Here is a 23387-nt window from a genome sequence, read left to right as displayed (position 1 = left end):
GCTCCTCCGGCCCGATCCGGCCCTACGATCGCTCTCGTGAGCTACGCCGCCGACCGGGAGCTTCGAGCGGGACGGATCCGCTTCCCCGACATCAGCCCCCGCGCCTACGAGCACCCGGCCGACCGGGGCGCGCTGGTCGCCCTGCGGGCGATCCCCGGCTTCGACGCGGTGCTCAAGGCGGTGCTGGGCGCGATCGGTGAGCGCAGCGTGCGGCTGCTGTACCTGGCCACGGCGGTCCGCGTCTCGGCCCGGCAGTACCCCGAGCTGCACACGATGATCGCCGAGTGCGCCACCACCCTCGACCTGTACCCGGTCCCGGAGCTGTACGTCGTCCAGGACCCGGTGCCCTCGGCGATGGCCGTCGGCACCGACAAGCCGCTGGTCGTGACCACCACCGGGATGCTCCAGCTCGTCGACAGGGCCGGGCTGCGTTTCGTGATCGGGCACGAGGTGGGCCACGTGCTGTCCGGGCATGCGCTCTACCGCACCGTGCTGACCCAGCTGGTGGCCATCTCCGCCTCGATCTCGTGGCTGCCGCTGGGCGCATGGGGGCTGCGCGCGATCGTGCTGGCCCTGCACGAGTGGTACCGCAAGGCCGAGCTCTCCGCCGACCGGGCCGGGCTGCTGTGCATCCAGGACGCCGACCTGGCCCTGCGGGTGCACGCGGCCATGGCGGGGGCGCTCGACCCCGACGACATGGACGTGGCCGGCTTCCTGGACCAGGCGAAGGAGTACCAGGCCAGCGGGGACGTCCGCGACTCGGTGCTCAAGCTGCTGCAGATCTCCGGCCAGACGCATCCGATGGCGGCGCTGCGGGCCGCCGAGCTGCAGCAGTGGGCCGCGGGCAGGGAGTACCGCGCCATCCTGGCCGGTGACTACCCGCGGCGCAGCGAGGACCGGGAAGCGCCGATCGGGGAGGACGTGCGCGCCGCGGCCGCCTCCTACCAGAAGGCGTTCAGCACCTCGGCGGACCCGCTCGTCAGCCTGGTGGGCAAGCTCGGCGGAGTGCTGGGGTCGGCCGGTGGCGCCGCGGCCAACCGGCTGCGCGACTGGTGGCAGGCTCCGGGCAAGCCGCCTGACCACTAGGCAAGCGCTGGCCGCGACAGGTTCAGGAAACGGGGGAGTGGCGGGCGAGCGCGACGGAGATGTTGTCGCGGCCGCCCTGGGCGTTGGCCCAGGCGACCAGCGCCTGCGCCAGCGGCAGCGGCGCGCCGCCGGTCTGCGCGCTGGTGGTGGCCACCAGTGCCTGCAGGTCGGGCGCGGCGGAGCAGTAGTTCCAGAGGCCGTCCGAGCAGACCATCAGCCAGCCGGGGACGTGCAGCTCCACCGAACCGGTACGGGGCGAGATGTCGGGGCTGTCCCGACCCAGCCACTTGGTGATGGCGTGCGCCTGCGGTCCGTTCTCGGCTTCGGCACGCGGCACGCCCATCGCGATCCGGACCTGGGCGACGGAGTCGTCGAGGCTGAGCTCCAACGGGTCCCCGGCTCCGGGGTCGGGCAGCCAGTACACGCGGCTGTCGCCGACGTTGCCGTAGACCACGAGGCCTTTCTCGAGCACCGCGGCCGCGAAGGTGCAGGAGGCGGCGTTGTCGCTCTCGGGGGCGGTGTTGGCGATCACGGCCGCGTTGGCCTGGGCGGTGGCGGTGCCCAGGGCCTGGGCCAGGGCCGCGGCCCGGCTGGCGGCCACGCCGAGACCGGTCGGCTGGGAGGCGACGAGGACGTCCCGGGCGCTGCGGGCGCCGGCCAGGGCGGCCACGTCGGAGTCGGTCGAGGTCGAGACGCCGTCGCAGACCACGAGCACCGCCCGCGACCCGGGCATCTCGTCGGCGGCGATCGCGGTCGCGTCCTCGTTGCGGGTGTGCCGGATGCCGCGGTCGCAGCACGCGGCCACCCACGAGGCGGGCTGCTCGACGTAGTGGTCCCGCGGGCTCGCCGCCTTGGTGCCGCAGGTGGTGCAGTAGCCGTCCTCGCCCACCTCCCCGCCGCAGCTGACGCAGGGCGCGGCGACCGTAGCGGCCACGGTGGCCGAGGTGGTGGCGGTGGCGCTCGGGGTGACCGGTCGGCTGAGCTCGACCGGGCTCTCGGCGCCGTCGGGCCCGAGCGGGGTCACGTCCGCGGTCGGCGTCAGGGGAGCTCCGCAGGCCTCGCAGAAGCGTTCGGTGGTGGCCACCTCGGTGCCGCACGAAGGGCAGCGGGTCTGCGTCGTCGCCGCGGCACCGGCAGCCGCCATCAGCGGTTCGCTCATCGGCCTGCCACTCTCGTCGTCCTGACCCTCAACGGAGGCTCCACCTTCGCACGGCGTTCGCCTGGTCGACCAGCGCCCAGCGGCGCTCCTGGTCGGTCTCCGTGCCGGCCAGCTGGCGGTACGTCGTCTCCAGCCCGTCCCGCAGCTCGTCGCTGTTGGCGCCGTAGCTGCCGATCTTCACGGCCTCCTCGGGTCCCTCGCGCTCGACCAGCGCGAGGGCGCGGGAGAGGATCTGGGCCGTGAGCTGAGCCTGCTCCCGGGTCTCCAGCCGGACCCCGTCCAGGCTGGACATCGCCGCCGACAGGGCGGGCAGGGCCTGGGCCGAGGTGTAGAGAGCCTCCGCGCGCAGCCGGCGGGCCTCGGTGAAGCCCCGGCTGGTGGAGGGGATCAGGTCCAGCGCCGCGACCCCGCCGGCCACGTCTGCGCGGGCCAGCCGGATCCGGGCGAGGCCGAATGCGGCGGGAGCGACGTAGTTGGCGTCGGTGCTCGCGCAGGTCGAGTACAGGTTCTCCGCGACGAGATCCTCCCCGCCCCGCTCGCAGGCTAGGCCGAGGGCCAGCTTGGGAGCAAGCTCTCCCGGGACCTGCCCGTAGACGGCGTTGAAGGACGCCTGGGCGGCGGCGAAGTCCTGGCGCGCCAAGGCGGCGAGCCCGCTCACCCAGACCGCGCGCCACTCCCACGGGTCGTCCGCCAGCATCGCCTCGACCGCACGGTCGATCTGGGCCCGCGCGCCCAGCTCCAGGCCGGCCCGGGCCCGGGCCAACCAGACCTCCACCGTGGAGTCCGGCGCGGACTGCAGCACCCGCAGCCGCTCGGCCGGGTCGTCGGCGGCCAGGTTGTTGAGCCACGCGTACTGGGCGTCGCTGGTGTCGGCCCGCAGCACGGGGAGCTGGTCCCACTCGAGGGCGTCGCTGGTCACCGCCGGTGCCTCGAACAGCACCGACGCCGCCGAGGTGAGCGCCGTGCCCGGGGTGGACGCCGCCACCACCTCGCGCAGCACGCCCAGCAGCTGCACCCGGAACTCATCGACCGAGGCGAACCGGTCCGCCGGGTCCGGGGCGCAGGCCTTGGCGATCAGCCGGTAGAGCGAGTCGTGTGCGGTGAAGACCGGCGTCTCCTCCACCGGCGGCAGGGTGGCCACGTAGCGGGTCTGGTAGCCGCGGAACTCCGCCATCAGCACCAGCAGGCTGCGGCCGATGGTGTAGATGTCGGAGGCCACGCTGGTGCCGAGCCGAGCCACCTCCGGAGCCTGGTAGCCGACCGTGCCGTAGATCGCGGACTCGTCGTCGTCCAGCCGACGGACGCCGCCGAGGTCGATCAGCTTGACCGCGTCCCCGACCTGGATGAGGTTGTCGGGCTTGAAGTCGCAGTAGACCAGGCCGAGGTCGTGCAGGTAGGTGAACGCCGGCAGGATCTCCAGGATGTAGGCCAGCGCCTGGTCGACCGGCAGCGGGCTGAACACTCCGCCGTTGGCCCGCATCCGGGACTTGAGGATCTGTTTCAGGGAGACCCCCCCGACGTACTCCATCACGATGTAGCCGGCGCCCTCGTGGCTGACGAAGTTGTAGATCTCGACGATCAGCGGGTGCTCCACCTGCGCCAGGAACTGCCGCTCGATGATCGCCACGGCCATCGCGTCCGCGTCACCGGTGTTCAGCAGGCCCTTCAGCACCACCCAGCGGTCGGAGACGTTGCGGTCCTGGGCGAGGTAGATCCAGCCGAGCCCACCGTGGGCGAGCGCCCCCGCCACCTCGTACTGGGCGGCGACCACGTCGCCAGCCTTCAGCTTCGGGGTGAACGAGTACGCGGCGCCGCAGCGCGCGCAGAACCCCTCCGGCCGTCCGGGCTGGCCGTTGCGGCCGCGGCCGACGGGCGCGCCACAGGTGGAGCAGGTCCGCTTGTCCTCCGGCACCACCGGGTTGGTCAGCACCGCCGACGCTGCGTCGACGACCGGGGCCGGCGGCACCCGGGTCAGACCGGCGCCCAGCCGGGCCGCCCGCATCCGGACCGAACCGGAGCGGACCCGGCTGGTGAGTCTGGACCCGCCCTGGCTCGCGCGTGAGGAGCCGAGCGCGGTGGAAGAGAGCCGGCTGGAGCCGCGCGTGCGGGTCGACACCGCTCCGGCGGGGGCGCTGGCGGCGCTGACCGGGCCGCCTGGGTCCAGCGGGGTGGCCGGGGCGGCCGCAGACGCAGTCGCGACCGGGACGGGCGGGGTGACCGAGGGCGGCATGCCGCAGACGTCGCAGTAGCCGTCGACGATCGTGCCGGTACAGCCCGGCTGGGTGCAGGCGGTCACGGCCGCGCCTCCTCGAGGTAGCTGGCGTAGAGGCCCACCAGCTGGGCGGCGATCCTCATCGGGCAGGGTCGGCGGGCCAGGGTCTCCGCGGCCAGGGCGTGGGCGCGGCTGAGGTCGGGCTGCTCGGCGACGCCGGTGCCACGGGCCTTCGCGCGTAGGGCGTCCAGCCGTCCGACGAGCTCGGCGTGGTCGGCCAGGGCGGCGCCGTAGGCGTCCTGCACCAACGCCATCGCGCGGCGCACCTGCTCGAGCCGTGACCGGTACGCCTCCAGCGCGGCCGGCGTGTTCGGGACGGGACCGAGCGCGGAGACGTCGGGTACGGCGTAGCGGGGTGCCGGCTCGACGGTGTCCACGCAGCGGGCGACGAGCTGCCGGAGCGCGGCCTTGCGGGTCTCGAGCTCGGCCAGCAGCCGACGGACCCCGGCGAGCTGGAGAGCCGCCTGCTGCCGGCGGGCGGCACCCACGATCAGGTCCCGCTCGAAGGTGGCCGCCTCGATCTCCAGCGGGCCGAGCAGCCCCGCGACGTCGCCCCCGCGACCGGCCTTGTCACTCAGCTCGGCCAGCCGGCGGGCCAGCCGGGCCGAGGTCGCGGCCGCCTGCTGCTGCCGGGCCCCGGCCGGTTCCAGCCCGACCTGGTCACGGATCCGCTCCAGGCCGGCTCGCAGCGCCCGTAGCCGCGACGTCACCTCCGCGCCGGAGAGGTCCAGTCCCAGCCGTACCCGCAGCGCGGCGACGAGGGAGTCCGAGAGCCGGCACGCCTCCGGCAGGGACAGGGCCAGACCTGCCGCGGCACCGGCTCCGCTCACTTCGGACGTGTCGACCCCGGAGGTGTCCAGCCGACCCCAGATGAGGGTGGAGAGCCGTTCCCGTTCGGCCGGACCGACGCGGCCGCCGCCCCAGGTGGCGGCGAGCAGGGCGTACCGGTCCGAGACCGCCTTCCACAGCGCCATCGAGAGCGTCAGGTCGGCCGTGGCCGCCCCGGGGGTGGCGGTGCCGAGAGCGGCCGCGTCGAGCGTGTCCAGCTCGGTCCGGCGCCGCGTGCACCAGCGTTCGAGGTCAGCGAGGTAGCGGGCCGCGACCGAGGGCTCCAGCGCGACGCCCAGCCGTCCGGGAGCCGCCGGAGCGGTGACGGTGCCGCCGTCCGGCCCTCCCGTCCCGAGGTCAGGCGTGGACACGGGCAGGCTCACCGGGCGCGCCCGTACACCGCACGGGGCGGGGCGGGCGCCGGGCCGAGCGGTCCGGCCAGCCAGCGGTTGTAGATCGTCGTCCACTCCCCGTCGCTGCGCATCTGGGCCAGCCGCGCGTTGACGAAGCGGACCAGGTCCACGTGGTCGGCGTTGATCCCCAGCCCGTACGGCTCGTCGGTGAACGGCTTCTGATCGGGTACCACGGCGTACGGGTCCTGCGCGGCCAGCCCGGCCAGCACGGTGTCGTCGCCGGTGATGGCGTCCACCTGGCCCTGCTGGAAGAGCACCAGGCAACCGGTGTGGCTGTCGGACTCGACGGCGATCGCCTTCGGCGCGCGGGCGCGGAGCTGGGTCAGGCTGGAGGTGCCGCTGGGGGCGCAGACCCGCTTGCCGGCCAGGTCGGCGAGGCTGGTCGCCTTGTCCCCGCGCCGGACGAGGATCGTCTGTCCCGCGTGGTAGTACTCGGTGGAGAACGCCACCTGCTTCCAGCGGTCGCAGGTGATGCTCATGGCTCGCGCGACGATGTCGATGTCGCCCTTCTGCAGCAGCGGGATCCGGTCCGCCGCGGTGATCACCCGCAGCTGGTACTTCGACTCGTCGCCGAAGATCGCCTTGGCCACGGCCTTGACCATGTCGATGTCGAAGCCCTGGATCCGCCCGTTCAGGGGGTCGCGAGCACCCAGGAGGTAGGTATCGGCGGACACGCCGGCGATCAGCCGGCCACGGGCGCGGATCTTGGCCATCGTCGATCCGGACGGCAGGTCGCCCGGCTTGGGTAGCGGGTCGTCCGCGGCGTAGGAGGCCGTCGGGTTGTTGCAGGTCGCGGGGGTCGTCGCCGGCGCCGGGGCGGCGGTGGTGGACGGGGTGGCCGGGGGCAGCGGGGTGGCGGCGTAGTCGAACGCGGAGCAGCCGGCGAGGAGCGCCAGCAGGGTGCCGGCCAGGGTGAGCCGTAGCCCGCGGACGCGGCCCGGTCTCATCGGTACTCCCGGAGCCGGGCGGCGATCCCGCGGCGACCGAGCAGGGCGGCGGCCAGCCCGGCCAGCAGGGCGAGCACGGCGGCGACCACCAGCCCCGGCGTCTGCCCGGCCAGGGCGGTCGAGGTGCGGGCGTTCGCCGAGTCCAGCACCGACGCCAGGGCGCCGTCGAACGTCGTGAAGCTCAGGTTGGCCGAGTCCGGCGCCGAGCCGGTGGCCCGCGCGACCGCGCCGTCCCAGTTGCCGCCGTTGTCCAGGGCCCGGATCGCGGTGTGCACCTTGGCGTAGGCCGTCCAGTTCCCGGTCAGGCTCGGGTCGTCGAGCAGGGTGAGCTGCTGGACGACGGTGGCCGCGGAGCTGGTCCAGGCCTGGTCGAAGGCCGAGCCCGAACCGCGGGCGATCAGGGTGAGGCTCTCGTTCGCCTTCGCGTTGTAGGCCCCGGTCCGCGAGGTGGCGGCCGCGTTCAGGTCGGCGAAGCTGCCGGTACGGACGTCGCTGACCCGGCCGCCCAGCCGCGCCACCCCGGCCAGTCCGGCGATGACCGCCACGGCGAGGACCACGGAAGCGACCAGCAGGCCGGGGTTGATCCGGCGGTGGAAGCGGCGGGCGAGCCACCCCTGGCCGACCACGAACCCGGCCAGCGCGAGCAGCGCCACCACGGGGAACAGGTAGCCCCAGCCGACGTGCATCCCGGCCGCCGCGCGGCTGGTGTTGGCGCTGACCAGCTCGTCCAGCACGGGCAGGGCGCCCGACCGGAGCTGCGCGCTGGCCAGCCTGAGGTACTGAGCGCCGACGGGAAGGCCCTGACGGTTGTTGGCGCGGGCCTGCTCGATGGAGGCGGTGTAGTCGACGAGCTCGGTGTTGAGGGCGGCCAGCGCGGTGGCGTCGGCGGGCTGGGCGCGCGCCGCCTCGGCGATCAGGCTGCTGGCGTCGGTGACGGCGGAGTCGTAGCCGGCCCGCTGGGCCGCGGGCTCGAGGCCGCCGACGAGGAAGGCGTTCGTGGCGGCCGCGTCCGCGCTGAGCAGGTCGGTCTGGATCTTCTGCACCCGGATCAGCTGGGTGGCGTCGGCCTGCGCCCGGTGCAGGGTGTACGCGAGGAACGCGAACGTGAGCGCGCCGACGAGCCCCACCAGCACCCCGACGACGACCGCGCCGGTGCTGAGCAGCTGGAGCTGCCGGGGCGTGCTGCGGGTCGGGCGCTGCTTCTGCGGGACCGCCGGCGTCACGCTGGTCGTCTGCGGCGGCGTCTGAGTCGGCCCGGTCGTGGGCGCCGAGGCTGCGCTCGTCGCGGTCATCCGGCGACCTCCTGCTCGGTCGGGCTCGGGAGGGGCTCGGGCGTGGGGCCGTCGAGGTCGTCGGGCAGCAGGGTGCGCAGCTGCTCCACCGTGGGCTCCTCGACCTCGCGCAGCCGCCAGGCGTGGCGGCCCACGGCCGCCTCGAAGAGGTTGCGGGCGAAGCGTCCGTTGCCGAAGGTCCCGCCGCGCGGGGTGGTGGTGAGGATGCTGCGAAACCGGCCCAGGCAGCCCTCGCCGAGGTCGTAGTCGCCCGCTGCGGCCATCGAGCCGAGGATCGCCACGAGCTCGTCGTCGGTGTAGTCGGCGAACTCGATGGTGGTGCGGAACCGGCTGGCCAGACCCGGGTTCTGGGCGATGAAGACCACCATCGGGTCGGGGTAGCCGGCCACGATCAGCACGAGGTCGTCGCGCCGGTCCTCCATCTCCTTGACCAGGGTGTCCACGGCCTCGCGGCCGTACTGGTCGCCCGACAGGCTGTAGGCCTCGTCGATGAAGAGGACGCCGCCGGCTGCTGAGGCCACCACCTCGGCGGTCTTGGTCGCCGTCTGACCCAGGTACCCGGCGACGAGCTCGGACCGGTCGACCTCGACCAGCTGGCCCTGGCTCAGCAGCCCGAGCGCGCGGTAGATGCCGCCGACCAGCCGGGCCACGGTGGTCTTGCCCGTGCCCGGGTTCCCGACGAAGACCAGGTGCCGGGTGATCGTCGGCGACCGCAGTCCCGCCTTGCTCCGCAGGCCCTCCACCCGCAGCACCGCCACCTGACGGTGGATCTCCGCCTTCACCTCGCTCAGCCCGGTGAGCGCGTCCAGCTGGGCCAACAGCTCGTCCAGGGTGGGCGCGGGCTTATCGGGCTGGGTTCGGGGCTCCGCGGGGGCGACGGGGGGCGCAACCTCTTCGAGACCTTCGACGGGCTCAGGGCGCGGGTCCTTCCAGCCGAGGGGACGGTGCAGGGAGGGGACGTCGTCGAAGAAGCTCACGTCAGGTTCAGCTCCCCGCCGGTGGAGGCGGAGCCGAACTTCGCCTGCAGGAAGCGGCCGTGCGCGATCACGGCGTCGGCGTCGACCCGGACGACGGCGTCCAGGATGTCGTCCATGGTCGAGCCCAGCAGGTCGAGCTGGTCGACGAGCAGCATCAGCGAGGTCTTGCCGTTCTCGATCGGACGGGAGTCGGCCCAGTCCCGGGGCAGCCGGGTGTAGTTGCCGATCGCCGCCGGCAGGTAGTCGGTGGCCGTGGCCATCACCGAGTACGCCTGGGCGCTGCCCAGCCCGAGGTTGCGCAGCCGCGGCATGGTCTCCCGGACCGTCCGGGACACCCGCCGGACGCGGGACTGGACCAGCCCGGGTACGGCACCGCCGGCGACCAGCGCCTCGACCCGGTCGAGCGCGACGGTGATGTCGGCCTCGGTCGGCGGGGCGGGTGCGGCCGGCAGCGGGTCCGGGGCAGGCGTCCGCCCGGTGGCCCGGTCCCACCAGCTGCGCAGGGTCAACGCATGCCGCGCTCAGGCGCCGGGGCGTCGAGGTCGAGGGCGCCCGAAGCCAGCTGGCTGTCCTGCCGGGAGACCCGGTCCAGGTACTCCCGCGACTTCACCACCTCGCCCTCGAGGGTCCCGATGGTGGTGGCCATCGTGTCCAGCGCGGCGAGCTTGAAGCTGTCGATGGAGTCCATGGTCGCGTAGATGTTGGCGAAGGCGGCCTGCAGCTGGGGCAGTCCGATGGTCGCCGAGGCCGCCTGCTGCTGGATGGCGGCAGAGTTGTCGCGGAGCATCTCCGAGGTCCGCTGGATCAGGTCCGACGTGGTCGTGTTGAGGGCGTTGATCTGGTCGAGCACCAGCTTCTGGTTGCCCAGGGCCTGCGCGACGATGACGGCGGTCCGCAGCGCGGAGACCGTGGTGGTGCTGGCGCGGTCGACGCCCTTGATCAGCTCGAGGTTGTTCTTGATGATCACGTCGATGGCCAGGTAGCTCTGGATGGAGACGGCCAGCTGGGTGAGCAGGTCCTGGTGCTTCTGCCGGACATAGAACAGCACGTCCTGGCTGAGCGCCTTGGCCTTCTCCGGGTCAGTGAGCTCGAGGGAGGAGATCAGGGCGACCAGCCTGGCGTCGAGCTTCTCGGCCACGTAGATGTAGGAGTTGATCCGGCCCATCGACTCCCACAGGTTCTGCTTCTCCATGGTGAGGGCGACGTTGTCGCGGGTCAGCTCGTCCTGGCCGTTGCGGAGCGCGTGCAGGATGCCGTCCAGGTGGCTCTGCGCCGCCTGGTACTTGCGGAAGTAGTCGGTGATCTTGTCCCCGAACGGGATCATCCCGAGGAACTTCCGGGCGCCCGTGGCCTGGCTCGGGTCGAGCTCCTCGACCGTGCGGCGCAGCTCGAGCAGCGTCTTGCCGACCGCCGAGCCCTCGGCCAGACCGCCCTCCTGCAGTGCTCGGACGGGGGTCTGTAGCAGCCGGTTCGAGGTCTCTGCCGCACGCCGGATGTCGGCGTCGCCCATGGTGCGGACGTTGTCGGCCGACGCGGCGAACTGCGGCGAGCGGGGCTGGGCCGTGGTCAGCGTGGTGAGGAAGGTGTCGACCTTGCTGTCCAGTGCCGGCACGGTGGCCGGGTCGACCTGCGGGGCCATCGCCGGGGCCTGGGTCGCGACGACCGGAGCCGGGGCGGCAGGCGCGGTCAGGGTGAGCGGGCTCGGCTGCGGCGCGGTCAAGGGTGCCGGCGCAGCCGCACCGCCGAACGTGGGCTCGGACATCGAGATCCTCTCGGGGGCTGGTAGGTCGGGGACGAGGGGGCCGGTAGGACGGAGACGACGGGGGCCGGCGGATCGGCCTGGCGGACAGGGGCTCAATCTAGCCGAACGTCGGGTCCGGCGAGCCCTTCGACAGCGCCGCGCTCAGGCTTCGCCCGGTCGCTCCGCGGTGTCCCGCAGGCCGTCTGGGACCGGGGCGCCGCCGGTCAGCCCGGCGGCCGATGCGGCGGCCACGGCACGGCCCAGCACGGTACGCGCAGCGTCGCCCGTCCGGGCCGCCACCCGCTCGACCTCGACGAACTCCGGGCTGGCCGAGACGACCCGACCCCGCCGGTGCCCGACCTTGACCGCCACCACCGCCTCGCCCCCCTCGACAGCGAGGTCCACGTCGGCCCAGCCGCGGTCCAGCGCCGTCCGCCGCCAGGTGGAGCGCCGGACGCCCAGGGTGCTCGTCTCGGCGAACACCAGCAGCTGCAGCCGGTCGGCGTCGGTCGGCCGGGCCAGCACCGTGAGCGTGTGGGCCGGACGGCCCTTCTTCATCAGGATCGGCACCAGCCAGGCGTCCCGGGCCCCGTCGGCGAGCAGCCGGGCCAGCACCCCCGGCCACAGCCGCGGGTCGAGGTCGTCGACGTTCGCCTCCAGCACGGTCAACGTCTCGGCGTCCGGGTCCGCGCGGTCGCTGCTCGTGGGCTCGGCCAGCTCCCCGAGGAGCACGCGGGTCAGGTTCGCGCGGTCGGGAACGTCCTTGGTTCCTGCGCCGGAGCCGGCCGCGCTCAGCAGCAGGGCCGGCAGGTCCTCGCAGCGCTCGCTCAGCGCGGTCACCAGCGCCATCCCGGTGGGGGTGGCCAGCTCGCCGCGGCCGCCTGCGAGCACCCGCCAGCCGGCGGACAACCGCACCACGGCCGGCACCGGGACGGCGATGTCGCCGTGGGCGCTGCGGATCCGTCCCGACCCCACGGCCACCGGACCGGCGCTGACGGTCTCGACGCCCAGCAGGTGGAGCCCGGCGCAGACCCCGACCACGTCCGCGATGGAGTCGAGCGCACCGACCTCGTGGAAGTGCACCTGCCCCGCCGCGATGCCGTGCACGGCCGCCTCCGCCTCGGCCAGCCGCGCGAAGGTGCGCCGGGCGCCTTCCCGCACCGGAGCCGGCAGGTCGGCCCCGACGAGCATCTCCTCGATCTCGGACCAGTGCCGCTCGGGCAGGTCGTCGGTGAGCACCTCGACCTCGACCTTGGTCCCCGACTGGCCGGCCCGCAGCACAGGACGCGCCGTCAGCCGGACGGCACCGGGTACCACGGCATCCACCGCTTCCTGGACGGCCGACAGGCCGGCACCTGCGTCGACCAGGGCGCCCAGCAGCATGTCCCCGGCCACGCCGGCCGACGCGTCGATCCAGGCGTGCCGGGTCACGGCGCGGCGATCTGGGCGGCGAGGTGCCCCGCGCCGTAGCCGTTGTCGATGTTGACCACCCCGACCCCGGGCGCGCAGGCGTTGAGCATGGTGAGCAGGGCCGCCACGCCCTCGAACGCGGCGCCGTAGCCGACCGAGGTCGGCAGGGCGACCACCGGGGCGGCGACCAGTCCGGCGACCACCCCGGGCAGGGCACCGTCCATCCCGGCGGCGACCACGATCACCCGGGCCTGGCGCAGCAGCTCGAGCCGGTTGAGGATCCGGTGCAGGCCGGCCACCCCGACGTCGACGACCAGCTCGGCCTCCCGGCCGAGGTAGCGCGCGGTCAGCAGCGCCTCGCGGGCCACGGGCAGGTCGGAGGTGCCGGCGGAGACCACCACCACCAGGCCACCCGCCGGCTCCGGCGGCGCCGGTGGCCAGGCCAGCAGCCGGGCCGTCTCGTCGTGCAGCGCGTCCGGCAGCTCGGCGAGCACGGCCGCGGCGTGGGAGGCGTCGGCCCGGGTGAACAGGGTGACCTGAGCCGCGTCCCGCACGGCGGCGGCGATCAGCCGGACCTGCTCGGGGGTCTTGCCGGAGCAGTAGACGGCCTCGGGATAGCCCCGCCGGGCCGCGCGTTCGAGGTCCAGGGTGGCGACGGCGTCCAGCTCGCTCAAGGTCCGCCCCCTACCGGCCTGTGACCAGCGGCAGCGTGAACGCGCCGGACTGGATTCCGCCGAGGTCGAGGGTCACGAACCGGAAGCCCGCCGAGCGTACGGCGGTGAGCAGCTGCCCGCGCAACGGCTCGGCGACGGCACGCGGCAGGTCCTCGGTCGCCAGCTCGAGCCGGGCCACGTCGCCGTGGTGGCGGACCCGGAGGTCGGCGAGGCCGAGGGCGCGGACAGCCGCCTCGGCCCGGTCGATCTGCGCGAGCTTCTCCGGGGTAACCGGCTCGTGGTGGGGGATCCGCGAGGCGAGGCAGGGGGCGGCAGGCTTGTCCGCGACGCTCAGCCCCAGCTCGCGGGCGAGTCGTCGGACGTCGGCCTTGGTCAGCCCGAGCGCGGCCAGCGGTCGGAGGACGGCGTGCGTCGTGGCCGCCCGCGAGCCCGGCCGGTCGGGTCGGAGCGCGTCGTCGGCGTTCTCCCCGTACCCCACCGCATCCAGGTGCTCGGCGGCGACCACCTCCTCGTCGATCCGGGTGAAGAGCTCGTCCTTGCAGTGGAAGCAGCGGTCGGGACCGTTGGCCTGGTACGCCGGGCGCTCACCCTCATAGGTGGTCACCTCCCGCACCCGTACCCCCAGTCCGGCCGCCACCTCGTGCGCCGCCGTCCGCTCGGCCGTCGCGAGGCTGGGGGAGACCCCGAGCAGGGCGACCACCTCGTCGACGCCCAGCACGCGCGCGGCCAGCGCCAGCAGCAGGGAGGAGTCGACGCCGCCGGAGAACGCCACGCCCAGCCGCCGGACCCCGTCCAGCTGCGCCCGGAGGTCGTCGAGCACGGCGGTGAGCGTCGGGGCTGCCGGAGGGCTGATGGTCGAGCTGGTCACGTCTCTCCTGAGGTGGGTCTGCGTGCTCCCACGCTAATGGCGGGCCCTGACAGTCTCCTCGGGTGCCCAGCCGCGGAGGCGGGCCGGTCGGGCTGGGTCAGTCGGGTGGGGGTGGGATCTCGCCGGACCCACGGACCACCAGCTGTGAAGGCACGACCACGGTGGCGGCCGGCGACGTGTCCCCCTCCAGCCGGGCGAACACCCGCTCGGCAGCCACGGTGCCCATCCGGGTCGGGTCCTGCGCGACCACGGTGACGGCCGGGTCGACCAGGTCGGCCAGCAGCAGGTCGTCGAAGCCGACCAGCGCAACCGAGTGCTGCAGTCCCAGGCTGTGCAGGGCGCGGAGGGCTCCGACCGTGATCAGGTTCTGCGAGGCGAAGATCGCCGTCGGCGGGTCGGCCAGGGTCATCAGCTCGCGGACGGCCGCCTCCGCGATGGCCTCGGACGACAGGTCGTCGACGTGGGTCGGGGCCTGTCCGGCGGCGGCCATCTCGTCGGCGAACGCCCGCCGGCGCTCGCGCGAGGTGGAGATGACCAGCTCGTCGGCCAGGTGGGCGATCCGGCGGTGGCCGTACAGCAGCAAGTGGCGGGCGGCAGCGGCGGCAGCCTCGTAGTTGTCGGTCAGCACGGCGTCGGCCGCCAGCCCGACGGGCGGCCGGTCGATGAAGACGACGGGGGTGCCCTGCTCCAGCTCGACCTGCAGGTAGCGGTGATCGGCGCTGATCGTCGTGAGGATGAGGCCGTCAACCCTACGGCGGGTGAAGGCGTCGATGATCGAGCGCTCCACCGCGGGGTCGTCGTGGAAGCTGGCGGCGAACACCGCGGTGCCGCGCCCGCTGGCGGCGCCCTCCACCGCCCGGTTCACCGAGGCCGAGAAGGGGTTGTCCACCGCGTCCAGCAGCAGTCCGAGCGTCCGGGTGCGCTGGTCGCTGCGGCGGAGTGCGCCGGCGCCCTGGTTCGGCTGGAAGTTCAGCGCGACCACGGCGTGCTGCACGCGTTCCCGCATCGGAGCCGATACGTTGGCCTCGTTGTTGATCACCCGGGAGACCGTCTTGATACCGACGCCGGCCAGTGCCGCCACATCGCGAATCGTGGCGCGGGGGCGTACGGGGACCGCATTGGGTGACAACGGTGTCTCCTTCCCTTCCCAGGCACTATAACGACATCGTGGGGGGTTCAGCCGGTTGCTCTTGACGCAAACCTGAGGATCGTCTAGAAATAGCCCATGACACCGTTGTCAGGTTAAGCGGTGTCCGGTGGCCCGATGGGGGTCACCTGACCGTGCGGCGAACACCCATTTCCGGGATCGGCGCGTATGACCCAATGGAGAGGCATACATGAAGCACAGCTCCCGCAAGTCCCGGCTCGTGGCCGGACTGGCCCTGCTCGGCGCCACCACCCTCGCGCTCAGCGCCTGCCAGGACTCGAACTCGGCCGACCCCGGCACCGGCACCAGCGCGAGTGGCGGCGCCAAACCCATCTCGGTGGCGCTGATCACCAAGGACAACAACAACCCGTTCTTCGTCGCCATGCAGAAGGGCGCCGACGAGGCGGGCGCCAAGAACGGCGTCACGATCACCAAGGCGGCCGGAGCCAAGGACGGTGACGAGGACGGCCAGGTCAAGGCCATCGAGGCTGCCGTCGCCCGCGGCGACAAGGGCATCTTGATCACCCCGAACGGCCCGGGTGTCAACTCCGCCATCGACAGCGCCCGGCAGGCGGGCCTGTACGTGATCGCGCTGGACACCCCGCCCGACCCGGCCGACACCGTCGACATCACCTTCGCGACCGACAACTTCAAGGCCGGCGAGCTGATCGGCAAGTGGGCTGCGGCCCAGCTGGACGGGAAACAGGCCAATATCGCGCTGCTCGACCTGTTCAACGACAAGGTCGTCTCGGTCGACTACAACCGCGACCAGGGCTTCCTGACCGGCATGGGCATCGACGTCAAGGACAAGAAGAAGAACGGCGACGAGGACAAGACCGGAAGCTACACCGGTGGTAAGGGCGGGCAGTACTCGATCGCCTGCAACGAGCCCACCCAGGGCGCGCAGGACGAGGGCAAGAGCGCCATGGAGAACTGCTTGTCGAAGACCAAGGACATCAACGTCGTGTACACGATCAACGAGCCGGCCGCGGTCGGCGCGGCCGAGGCCCTGAGCGACGCGGGCGTCAAGGGTGCGCTGGTGGTCTCGGTCGACGGCGGCTGCAGCCCCGGCCTGGAGGCGGTCAAGGACGGCACCATCGGTGCCACCTCGCAGCAGTACCCGGTGAAGATGGCCGAGCTCGGCGTCGAGGCGATCAAGAAGATCGCCGACTCCAACGGCTCGGACAAGCCCGCCGTCACGCCGGGACTCGACTTCTTCGACACCGGCGTCTCGCTGGTGACCGACAAGAAGGTCGACGGCCTCGACTCGATCAGCGTGTCCGAGGGCGAAAAGCTCTGCTGGGGCAAGTGAGCCCTCACGAGCCGGTGTTGGGTCGGCTCCGCCGATGCGGAGCCGACCCCCCGGGGGGCCGGTGGCCCTCCTCTGACAACTCTGAGCACACTCAAGGCAAGGAAGCCACGTGACCACGACAGTTGACCCCACAGCCCCGGCGACGGCGGCCGAGCAATTCGCGATGCGACGACAGTCGCCGGTGCAGAGGGTGCAGCAGCTGCTGCACGCCCACCCTTCCATCAGTCCGCTGCTGGTGCTGGTCATCTCCGGCATCGTCTTCACCCTGCTCAACGACCGGTTCGCCCAGCCGAGCACGATGGGCATCATCCTCCAGCAGACCGCGGTGATCGCCGCGCTGGCCATCGGTCAGACGCTCGTCATCCTCACCGCCGGCATCGACCTGTCCGTCGGGGCCATCGCCATCCTGGCCACGCTGTTCTCGGCCAACCTGGCTGTCAAGCAGAACGTGCCGGGGCTGATCGCGGTGCTGATCGGCGTTGCCGTGGGCGTGATCGCCGGCTACATCAACGGCAGCCTGGTCACCCGGCTGAATCTGCCCCCGTTCATCGTGACGCTCGGCACCCTGAGCATCTTCACCGCCATCGCGCTGCTGTACTCCGGTGGCCAGCAGGTGGGTCGGCGGCAGATGCCCGACTCGCTCAACTGGGCCGGGACTCCCATTCAGTTCGGAGACTTCCGGATCACCACCGGCGTCATCGTGGTGGTCGTGCTGGCGTTGGTGATGGCCTTCGTGCTCAGCCAGACCACCTGGGGCCGGCACGTCTACGCCGTGGGCAACGACGCGGACGCCGCTCGCCTGGTCGGCATCCGGGTGGACCGGGTGCTGCTGAGCGTCTACACCGTCGCGGGCCTGATCTACGGCATCACGGCCTGGGTGCAGATCGGCAGGTCGGGCACAGCGAGCGCCAACGCCATCGTGGACGCCAACCTCGACTCGATCACCGCGGTGGTGATCGGCGGCACGAGCCTCTTCGGTGGTCGCGGCGCGATCATCGGCACCCTGCTCGGCGCCCTGATCGTCGGGGTGTTCCGGATCGGGCTGAGCATCGCCGGGGTCGACGACCAGTGGCGCGTGCTGGCCACCGGTCTGCTCGTCATCATCGCCGTCTCCATCGACCAGTGGATCCGAAAGGTGAAGTCCTGATGAGCAGCTCCATCGCAGAGCCCACGAGCGAGAAGTACCGGGGGCCGGCCGGCGACCTCGCCGATCCCAGCCAGACCGTGCTGTCGGGACGCAGCCTGATCAAGACCTTCGGCAAGGTCATCGGCCTGGACGGCGTTGACGTGGACCTCTTCCCCGGCGAGGTGCTGGCGATCATCGGCGACAACGGGGCGGGCAAGTCGACGCTCATCAAGGCGCTGACCGGTGCCTTGGTACCCGACTCCGGGCAGGTGTTCCTGGACGGCCGTGAGGTCAACTTCAAGACTCCGCAGGACGCCCGCTCCGCCGGTATCGAGACGGTCTACCAGACCCTCGCGGTCGCGCCGGCGCTGGACATCTCGGCCAACATGTTCCTCGGACGCGAGCGTCGCCGGCCGGGCGTGCTCGGCTCAGTGTTCCGGATGCTCGACAAGAAGGGCATGAAGGAGGAGGCCGGGCGCTCGATGGCCAACCTGGGCATCGCCACCGTGCAGAACATGGACCAGGCGGTGGAGACCCTCTCGGGCGGCCAGCGACAGGCCGTGGCCGTGGCCCGGGCGGCGACGTTCGCGTCGAAGTTCGTCGTCCTGGACGAGCCGACCGCGGCCCTGGGGGTCAAGGAGACCGGCCAGGTGCTCAACCTGATCCGCCAGATCAAGGAGCGCGGCCTGCCCGTGATCCTGATCAGCCACAACATGCCGAACGTGTTCGAGGTGGCCGACCGGATCCACATCGCCCGCCTGGGCGGCTGCGCCGGCGTGATCACCCCGAAGTCCCACACGCCGACCGAGGCGGTGGCCATCATGACCGGCGCCACCACCCTGCAGCGGGGCTGATCCGCGCCGTACCGCGGCAAGCAAGTGGATCCTCACGCGACTACGCGTGAGGATCCACTTGCGTCTTGGCCCGTGGGTGGTCAGTGCAGTCGGGAGGGGTCGTACGTGGTGAGCGGGAAGCCCCGGATGCCGCGCCAGGCGAGCCGGCTGACCAGGGACGTGGCCTCCTCGATCGGCACGGTCATGCCGCTGGAGACCCAGTAGCGGGCGCTGACCTGCGCGATGCCGACCAGCGAGATGGCGAGCAGCTTCGACTGGTCGGGCGGCAGGGCGGTGTCCTCGACGATCACCTCCGCGATCAGGTCGGCGATGTCGGAGTTGACCTGCCACAGCCGCTGCTGCACCGCGGCGTCGCCGGTCAGGTCGGACTCGAAGACGAAGCGGAACTCACCGCTGGCGGAGGAGACGAAGGCGTAGAACGCGCCCATCGTCGCGCTGACCCGGTCGGCGTTGTGGTCGGTGGCGGCCAGCGCCTCGCGCACCACGTCGACCAGGGTGTCGCAGCTCGCGTCGAGCAGTGCGAGGTAGAGGTCGAGCTTCGAGCCGAAGTGCTGGTACAGCACGGGCTTGGACACCCCGGCCGTCTCGGCGATGTCGTCCATCGCGGCAGCGTGGTAGCCCTTCGTGGTGAAGACCTCGTTCGCCGCGTCGAGCAGCGAGACGCGGCGCTGGTCGCGCGGCATCCGGGTGGCGCGGGTCGAGAGAGACCCGTCCGGGACCGTGGCGGCGGCGGAGTCCGCTGCCGCCGCGTCGGCCCGAGAAGTCACCCGTTCACCCTAACGGGAGCGGCGGCCGCTGGTCGTGGAGCAGGTCGGCGGCCAGGTCGCCGTGCTCGGCCACCCGGGCGAGGACCTCCTCGGGGGAGAACCGCAGGTCGTCGGGGGCGCCGACCGCACCCACCTCCTCCCAGGTCAGCGGAGTGGCGACCGAAGGTCGTTCCCGTCCACGCAGCGAGTACGGGGCGATGGTGTTCCGTGCCGCCAGGTCCTGGTTGTGGTCCACGTAGATCCGACCCCGGCGTTGCTCGACCGACATCGAAGCGACGAAGAAGTCCGGGTGAGCCCTGGCCATGGTGGCGTTGAGCCCCTTGACGTAGGCCCACGCGTCCCGGCAGCGGCACGGGGCGACGGCGGCGTACACCTGCAGGCCCTTGCTGCCCGAGCTCTGCGGCACCGGGACCAGGCCGTCCTCGGCCAGCCGTGCCGCGACCAGCAGGGCGGCCCGGGCGGTCTCCACGATGCCCATCCCCGCGCCGGGGTCGAGGTCGACGACCACCCGGTCGGCCAGCGGCTCGCCCTCCCGCGGCAACTCGCCCGGCAGGTCGAGCACGCCGTCGGCGTCCGCCGTACCGCTGGAGATCGTCCACTGGGGGGTGTGCAGCTCCAGCGCCGCGAGGTTGGCCAGCCAGACCAGGGTGGCCGGCTCCTCGACCACCACGTAGTCGATCACCCCGTCGCTGGTGCCGACCCGCTGCCGCGGCACCCAGTCCGGCGTACCGGCCGGCGCGTTCTTCTCGTAGAAGGCGCCGGGCGGCGGTGGCGTGGTGCCGCCGCGCTCCTCGCGCCGCTCCGGCAGGCCCACCCCGCCGGGGTAGCGCAGCCGCGTCATCGCCCGGTCCCGGACGTGCGGCAGGATCGTCGGCGCGATCTCCAGGTAGTAGGAGATGACTTCGGCCTTGGTGAAGCCGGTGGCCGGGTAGAGCACCTTCTGCAGGTTCGACAGGCCCAACAGCCGCCCCTCGACCTCGGTCAGCACGTCCGGCACAGCCGTCATCCTGCCAGCCGCGCCGGAGCCGCTACCATCGCCGCGGTGGAACCCGACCTGCGCAGGCTGGCCACCGACCTGGTGCAGGAGTGGCGGCTGGTCGTCGACGGCCCGGCGGTCGCCCGCGGGCCGGCGCACCTGGTGCCCGTCCGGACCGGGGCTGGAGAGCCAGCCGTCCTCAAGATCGCGCCCGCCCGGCGGGAGGCGCGGCACGAGCACCTGGCCCTGCGGGCGTGGGAGGGGCAGGGCGCGGTCCGGCTGGTGCGGGCTGACCCGCGCCGGTCCGCGTTGCTGCTGGAACGGGCTGACCCCGGCCACGACCTGCACGCGCTCGACGTCACCGAGGCCTGCGAAGTCGTCGCCGGGCTGTACCCGCAGCTGCACCGCCCACCGCTGCCGCAGTTGGATCGGCTCTCCGAGCACGCAGCCCGCTGGGCCGAGGAGCTCGCCGCGCTACGGAACGGCGCCCTGGCGCCGCGGCGTTTCGTGGACCAGGCAATCGGGCTCTGTACCGACTTCGCCGCCGATCCCGGGACCGACGTCGCGTTGCTGCACGGCGACCTGCACTTCGCCAACGTGCTCGCTGCCGCCCGGGAGCCCTGGCTGGCGATCGACCCGCACCCCTTGGCCGGTGACCCGGCGTACGAGGTCGCGCCGCTGCTGTGGAACCGCTGGGACGAGGCCGTGGCCACCCGGGACCTGCGGGGGGCGCTGCTGGAACGGCTCTACACCGTGGTCGACGCGGCCGGGCTCGAGGAGGACCGGGTCCGGGACTGGGTGACCGTCCGCGAGATGGTGAACGTGCTCTGGGCGTCGCGGGACGGCGAGCCCGACCGGGACTGGATCACCCGCTGCACCACCGTCGTCAAGGCCGTCCAGCGCTGAGAGCCGCGCGCCTGCCGGTCCCGTATCCCGGAATAGCGCGGGAGGCGGGGGGCGTTGCGACGAAGATCGTCTTTGCCCTGCACGACCTGACCCAGGAGGAACCGTGGCTCTGCCGCCTCTGGTGCAACCCGCCGCCGAGCTCACCATCGACGAGGTGCGTCGCTACAGCCGGCACCTGATCATCCCGGACGTGGGCATGGACGGGCAGAAGCGCTTCAAGAACGCGCGCGTGCTCGTGATCGGCGCCGGTGGACTCGGCAGCCCGGCTCTGCTCTACCTCGCGGCGGCCGGCGTGGGCACCCTCGGCATCGTCGAGTTCGACACGGTCGATGAGTCCAACCTGCAGCGTCAGATCATCCACGGCCAGTCCGACATCGGAAAGTCGAAGGCGCAGTCGGCGAAGGAGTCGCTGGCCGAGACGAACCCGTACGTCAACGTGGTGGTGCACGACGTCCGGCTCGACAACGACAACGTCTTCGAGATCTTCGGCCAGTACGACCTGATCGTGGACGGCACCGACAACTTCGCCACCCGGTACCTGGTGAACGACGCCGCGGTGCTGATGCACCTCCCCTATGTGTGGGGCTCGATCTTCCGTTTCGACGGGCAGGTCAGCGTGTTCTGGGCCGACCAGGGCCCCTGCTACCGCTGCCTCTACCCCGAGCCGCCGCCCCCCGGCATGGTGCCCAGCTGCGCGGAGGGTGGTGTGCTCGGCGTGCTCTGCGCCGCCATCGGCGCCACCCAGGTGACCGAGGCGCTGAAGCTGCTCGCCGGGATCGGTGAGCCGCTGGTCGGCCGGCTGCAGATCTACGACGCGCTGGAGATGAGCTGGCAGCAGCTCAAGATCCGCAAGGACCCCAACTGCGCCGTCTGCGGGGAGAACCCGACGGTCACCGAGCTGATCGACTACGACGCCTTCTGCGGGGCGATCACCGAGGAGGCGGCTGAGGCCGTCGCCGGGCACACCGTCGGCGTGCAGCAGCTCGAGAGCTGGCTGAACGAGCGAGAGGGTGGGGCGCGCGACTTCGTGCTGATCGACGTCCGGGAGAAGGTTGAGCGCGACATCAACCAGATCCCCGGCTCGATCCTGATCCCGAAGGGCGACTTCCAGACGGGCGAGGCGCTGTCGCACCTGCCGCAGGACAAGCAGGTCGTCCTCTACTGCAAGACCGGGATCCGCTCCGCGGAGGTCCTGGCGATCGTCCGCGGCGCCGGGTTGGACAACGCCGTGCACGTCGGCGGTGGGGTGAGCGCCTGGGTCAGCCAGGTCGACCCTTCTCAGCCGGCGTACTGATGGCGCGCGCTCGCCGGCTCGCCTAGCGACACAGGACCCCCGCACCAGGATCTGGTGCGGGGGTCCTGTCCGTCACAGACTGGTCGGGCGGCTCAGATCGCGTGGACCTGGTCGGCCTGAGGACCCTTGGGCCCCTGGGTGGTCTGGAACTCGACGCGCTGACCTTCGTCGAGGGAGCGGAACCCCGTCGACTCGATCGCGCTGTAGTGGACGAATACGTCCGGACCGCCGCCGTCCACGGCAATGAAGCCGTAGCCCTTTTCGGCATTGAACCACTTGACGGTTCCCTGCGCCATGGAACTCTCCCTCTGGATCTGACACCCGAGGCCGCACCTCACGGCCCCGATCAGCTGCCGGACACCAGGAACGTTCTGACGCCCACGCAATAGTTCTGGAGGCGTAGCACTAACCACGGCACAGACCACTTGCAACAGCAAACTGAGCATTTCACATGCAAGGCTCGCTTGTGAACCCTGCGCGATAATTCTCGTCCGCGTGCGGCGAAGCGCCACCCGCCGCCTGCTCAGGCAGCGGGCAGCGGGCCTCGGAGAGCACAACGTGCGACCCCGCCACCGGGGTTCCCTCGGACCGCAGCAGGTCCAGGGCGCGGGCCTCGTGGCCGCGGGCGGGCTGCCCGTCCGCGCGGACCACGCGCCACCACGGGACGGCCGCCCCGAACCGCGACATCACCGTGCCCACCTGGCGCGGACCGCCCCGGCCGACCGCCCTCGCGATGTCGCCGTACGTCGCGACCCGGCCGGCGGGCAGGGACTCGACGACCCGCAGCACGGCCTCGACGTAGGCCTCGGCGTCCTCGGGTTCCGGCACGGAGGGGGTCACCAGCCGTTGCTGCCCGGGCCGCCCTTGAACGGCCCGACCACCGTGGAGGTGATCCAGCCGCCGTAGAAACCGCCGGGCTGGGCCTCGACCCGCTCGCCGTCGACCAGGCAGTAGTCGACCTGGCCTGGGTAGAGCGCGATGTGGTCCCGTAGAGCGCCGAAGCGGGTACTGGGACGGGGGTAGTACCAGGCCGCGCGCGGGGCCACGGCCGTCCCGCCGACCAGGTCCAGGTAGGACGCCTCGCCCTTCCACTCACAGAACGAGCCGCCGTGAGCCGGGACGAGGGCGTTCTCGAGGAAGGCGCTGCGGGGCAGGTAGTACGTCGGCGGGTGCGAGGTCTCCAGCACCCGCCAGCTGGTGGACGTCTCGCAGATCTCGACCCCGCCCAGCACCACCACGACCAGCTCGTCGCTGGCCACCAGCGCCGGCGGTCGCGGGTAGTCCCAGACCGACTCCTGGCCGGGCGCGATCGGGTCGGGGACGGGACGGCTGGCCATG

The 23387-nt window shown here is 72.4% G+C and carries 23 protein-coding genes; 6 read left to right on the top strand and 17 right to left on the bottom strand.

What is annotated here, in order from left to right; all coding sequences use genetic code 11:
- The first annotated feature begins 36 nt into the window (after positions 1–36).
- Positions 37–1086 (top strand): M48 family metallopeptidase, encoded by a 1050-nt coding sequence (locus ACFE7W_RS20050; protein ID WP_375426599.1) that lies wholly within the window; start codon positions 37–39, stop codon positions 1084–1086.
- A 22-nt stretch (positions 1087–1108) separates the two neighbouring features.
- On the opposite strand, the gene ACFE7W_RS20045 is transcribed toward ACFE7W_RS20050, so the two are convergent.
- The 12 genes from ACFE7W_RS20045 to ACFE7W_RS19990 all read right to left on the bottom strand — a co-directional run bounded on the left by ACFE7W_RS20045 (position 1109) and on the right by ACFE7W_RS19990 (position 14748).
- Positions 1109–2245 (bottom strand): zinc ribbon domain-containing protein, encoded by a 1137-nt coding sequence (locus ACFE7W_RS20045; protein WP_375426598.1) that lies wholly within the window; start codon positions 2243–2245, stop codon positions 1109–1111.
- Between the two features lie 28 nt (positions 2246–2273).
- A complete protein-coding gene (locus ACFE7W_RS20040; RefSeq protein WP_375426597.1) occupies positions 2274–4541 on the bottom strand; it encodes a tetratricopeptide repeat protein in 2268 nt (755 codons plus the stop codon).
- Positions 4538–5716, bottom strand: coding sequence for a hypothetical protein (locus tag ACFE7W_RS20035; protein WP_375426596.1), 1179 nt, complete (start codon positions 5714–5716; stop codon positions 4538–4540). The genes ACFE7W_RS20040 and ACFE7W_RS20035 overlap by 4 nt, the downstream gene beginning before the upstream one ends.
- 8 nt (positions 5717–5724) lie before the next feature.
- Positions 5725–6705, bottom strand: a complete 981-nt coding sequence (locus ACFE7W_RS20030) for a glutamate ABC transporter substrate-binding protein (RefSeq protein ID WP_375426595.1) — start codon at positions 6703–6705, stop codon at positions 5725–5727.
- The gene (locus tag ACFE7W_RS20025) at positions 6702–7997 is read right to left on the bottom strand and encodes a hypothetical protein (protein ID WP_375426594.1); all 1296 of its coding nucleotides are present in this window, start codon (positions 7995–7997) and stop codon (positions 6702–6704) included. The genes ACFE7W_RS20030 and ACFE7W_RS20025 overlap by 4 nt, the downstream gene beginning before the upstream one ends.
- On the bottom strand, positions 7994–8974 hold the full coding sequence (locus ACFE7W_RS20020; RefSeq protein ID WP_375426593.1) for an AAA family ATPase: 981 nt from the start codon (positions 8972–8974) through the stop codon (positions 7994–7996). Before ACFE7W_RS20020 ends, ACFE7W_RS20025 begins: the two co-directional genes overlap by 4 nt.
- Positions 8971–9483 (bottom strand): hypothetical protein, encoded by a 513-nt coding sequence (locus ACFE7W_RS20015; protein WP_375426592.1) that lies wholly within the window; start codon positions 9481–9483, stop codon positions 8971–8973. The genes ACFE7W_RS20020 and ACFE7W_RS20015 overlap by 4 nt, the downstream gene beginning before the upstream one ends.
- The gene (locus ACFE7W_RS20010) at positions 9480–10736 is read right to left on the bottom strand and encodes a toxic anion resistance protein (RefSeq protein ID WP_375426591.1); all 1257 of its coding nucleotides are present in this window, start codon (positions 10734–10736) and stop codon (positions 9480–9482) included. Before ACFE7W_RS20010 ends, ACFE7W_RS20015 begins: the two co-directional genes overlap by 4 nt.
- Before the next feature lie 141 nt (positions 10737–10877).
- Positions 10878–12146, bottom strand: coding sequence for a nickel pincer cofactor biosynthesis protein LarC (gene larC / locus ACFE7W_RS20005; protein WP_375426590.1), 1269 nt, complete (start codon positions 12144–12146; stop codon positions 10878–10880).
- Positions 12143–12799: a nickel pincer cofactor biosynthesis protein LarB gene (gene larB / locus ACFE7W_RS20000; protein WP_375426589.1), complete on the bottom strand. Its 657-nt coding sequence runs from the start codon at positions 12797–12799 to the stop codon at positions 12143–12145. Before larB ends, larC begins: the two co-directional genes overlap by 4 nt.
- 10 nt (positions 12800–12809) lie before the next feature.
- Positions 12810–13667, bottom strand: coding sequence for an ATP-dependent sacrificial sulfur transferase LarE (larE, locus tag ACFE7W_RS19995; RefSeq protein WP_375426588.1), 858 nt, complete (start codon positions 13665–13667; stop codon positions 12810–12812).
- 97 nt (positions 13668–13764) lie between these two features.
- On the bottom strand, positions 13765–14748 hold the full coding sequence (locus tag ACFE7W_RS19990; protein WP_375426587.1) for a LacI family DNA-binding transcriptional regulator: 984 nt from the start codon (positions 14746–14748) through the stop codon (positions 13765–13767).
- Between the two features lie 256 nt (positions 14749–15004).
- On the opposite strand from ACFE7W_RS19990, the gene ACFE7W_RS19985 reads away from it, so the two are divergent.
- The 3 genes from ACFE7W_RS19985 to ACFE7W_RS19975 all read left to right on the top strand — a co-directional run bounded on the left by ACFE7W_RS19985 (position 15005) and on the right by ACFE7W_RS19975 (position 18106).
- Complete coding sequence (locus tag ACFE7W_RS19985; RefSeq protein ID WP_375426586.1) at positions 15005–16126, top strand: substrate-binding domain-containing protein; 1122 nt, start codon at positions 15005–15007, stop codon at positions 16124–16126.
- A 109-nt stretch (positions 16127–16235) separates the two neighbouring features.
- Positions 16236–17273, top strand: coding sequence for an ABC transporter permease (locus ACFE7W_RS19980; RefSeq protein WP_375426585.1), 1038 nt, complete (start codon positions 16236–16238; stop codon positions 17271–17273).
- On the top strand, positions 17273–18106 hold the full coding sequence (locus tag ACFE7W_RS19975) for an ATP-binding cassette domain-containing protein (RefSeq protein WP_375426584.1): 834 nt from the start codon (positions 17273–17275) through the stop codon (positions 18104–18106). Before ACFE7W_RS19980 ends, ACFE7W_RS19975 begins: the two co-directional genes overlap by 1 nt.
- A gap of 80 nt (positions 18107–18186) precedes the next feature.
- Here the strand turns inward: ACFE7W_RS19975 and ACFE7W_RS19970 are convergent, their stop codons facing one another.
- Both ACFE7W_RS19970 and ACFE7W_RS19965 read right to left on the bottom strand, forming a co-directional pair.
- Positions 18187–18873, bottom strand: coding sequence for a TetR/AcrR family transcriptional regulator (locus tag ACFE7W_RS19970; RefSeq protein ID WP_375426583.1), 687 nt, complete (start codon positions 18871–18873; stop codon positions 18187–18189).
- Positions 18874–18877: 4 nt separating this feature from the next.
- Complete coding sequence (locus tag ACFE7W_RS19965) at positions 18878–19879, bottom strand: DNA polymerase domain-containing protein (protein WP_375426582.1); 1002 nt, start codon at positions 19877–19879, stop codon at positions 18878–18880.
- A 36-nt stretch (positions 19880–19915) separates the two neighbouring features.
- Here ACFE7W_RS19965 and ACFE7W_RS19960 point away from each other — a divergent pair, with 36 nt between their 5' ends.
- The gene (locus ACFE7W_RS19960) at positions 19916–20755 is read left to right on the top strand and encodes an aminoglycoside phosphotransferase family protein (protein WP_375426581.1); all 840 of its coding nucleotides are present in this window, start codon (positions 19916–19918) and stop codon (positions 20753–20755) included.
- Between the two features lie 103 nt (positions 20756–20858).
- Positions 20859–22049: an adenylyltransferase/sulfurtransferase MoeZ gene (gene moeZ / locus ACFE7W_RS19955; protein ID WP_375426580.1), complete on the top strand. Its 1191-nt coding sequence runs from the start codon at positions 20859–20861 to the stop codon at positions 22047–22049.
- 92 nt (positions 22050–22141) lie between these two features.
- On the opposite strand, the gene ACFE7W_RS19950 is transcribed toward moeZ, so the two are convergent.
- The 3 genes from ACFE7W_RS19950 to ACFE7W_RS19940 form a co-directional block, all read right to left on the bottom strand.
- On the bottom strand, positions 22142–22345 hold the full coding sequence (locus ACFE7W_RS19950) for a cold-shock protein (protein ID WP_375426579.1): 204 nt from the start codon (positions 22343–22345) through the stop codon (positions 22142–22144).
- A 151-nt stretch (positions 22346–22496) separates the two neighbouring features.
- Positions 22497–22889, bottom strand: coding sequence for an MGMT family protein (locus tag ACFE7W_RS19945; RefSeq protein ID WP_375426578.1), 393 nt, complete (start codon positions 22887–22889; stop codon positions 22497–22499).
- Positions 22886–23387: DUF427 domain-containing protein (locus ACFE7W_RS19940; RefSeq protein WP_375426577.1), on the bottom strand; the 502-nt coding region annotated here is incomplete at its 5' end. The genes ACFE7W_RS19940 and ACFE7W_RS19945, both read right to left, overlap by 4 nt.

This window comes from uncultured Friedmanniella sp. (assembly GCF_964244285.1).
Lineage (GTDB): Bacteria > Actinomycetota > Actinomycetes > Propionibacteriales > Propionibacteriaceae > Microlunatus.
Note: the sequence above shows the minus strand (reverse complement) of the source record. Positions and strands in the feature narration are given on the sequence as shown.

Excerpts from the sequence above, each read along its gene's own strand:
- ACFE7W_RS20045 (WP_375426598.1), bottom strand. The coding sequence starts at position 2,245 with ATGAGCGAACCGCTGATGGCGGCTGCCGGTGCCGCGGCGACGACGCAG.
- ACFE7W_RS20030 (WP_375426595.1), bottom strand. The coding sequence starts at position 6,705 with ATGAGACCGGGCCGCGTCCGCGGGCTACGGCTCACCCTGGCCGGCACC.
- ACFE7W_RS20025 (WP_375426594.1), bottom strand. The coding sequence starts at position 7,997 with ATGACCGCGACGAGCGCAGCCTCGGCGCCCACGACCGGGCCGACTCAG.
- ACFE7W_RS20010 (WP_375426591.1), bottom strand. The coding sequence starts at position 10,736 with ATGTCCGAGCCCACGTTCGGCGGTGCGGCTGCGCCGGCACCCTTGACC.
- ACFE7W_RS19985 (WP_375426586.1), top strand. The coding sequence starts at position 15,005 with ATGAAGCACAGCTCCCGCAAGTCCCGGCTCGTGGCCGGACTGGCCCTG.
- ACFE7W_RS19975 (WP_375426584.1), top strand. The coding sequence starts at position 17,273 with ATGAGCAGCTCCATCGCAGAGCCCACGAGCGAGAAGTACCGGGGGCCG.
- ACFE7W_RS19965 (WP_375426582.1), bottom strand. The coding sequence starts at position 19,879 with ATGACGGCTGTGCCGGACGTGCTGACCGAGGTCGAGGGGCGGCTGTTG.
- ACFE7W_RS19950 (WP_375426579.1), bottom strand. The coding sequence starts at position 22,345 with ATGGCGCAGGGAACCGTCAAGTGGTTCAATGCCGAAAAGGGCTACGGC.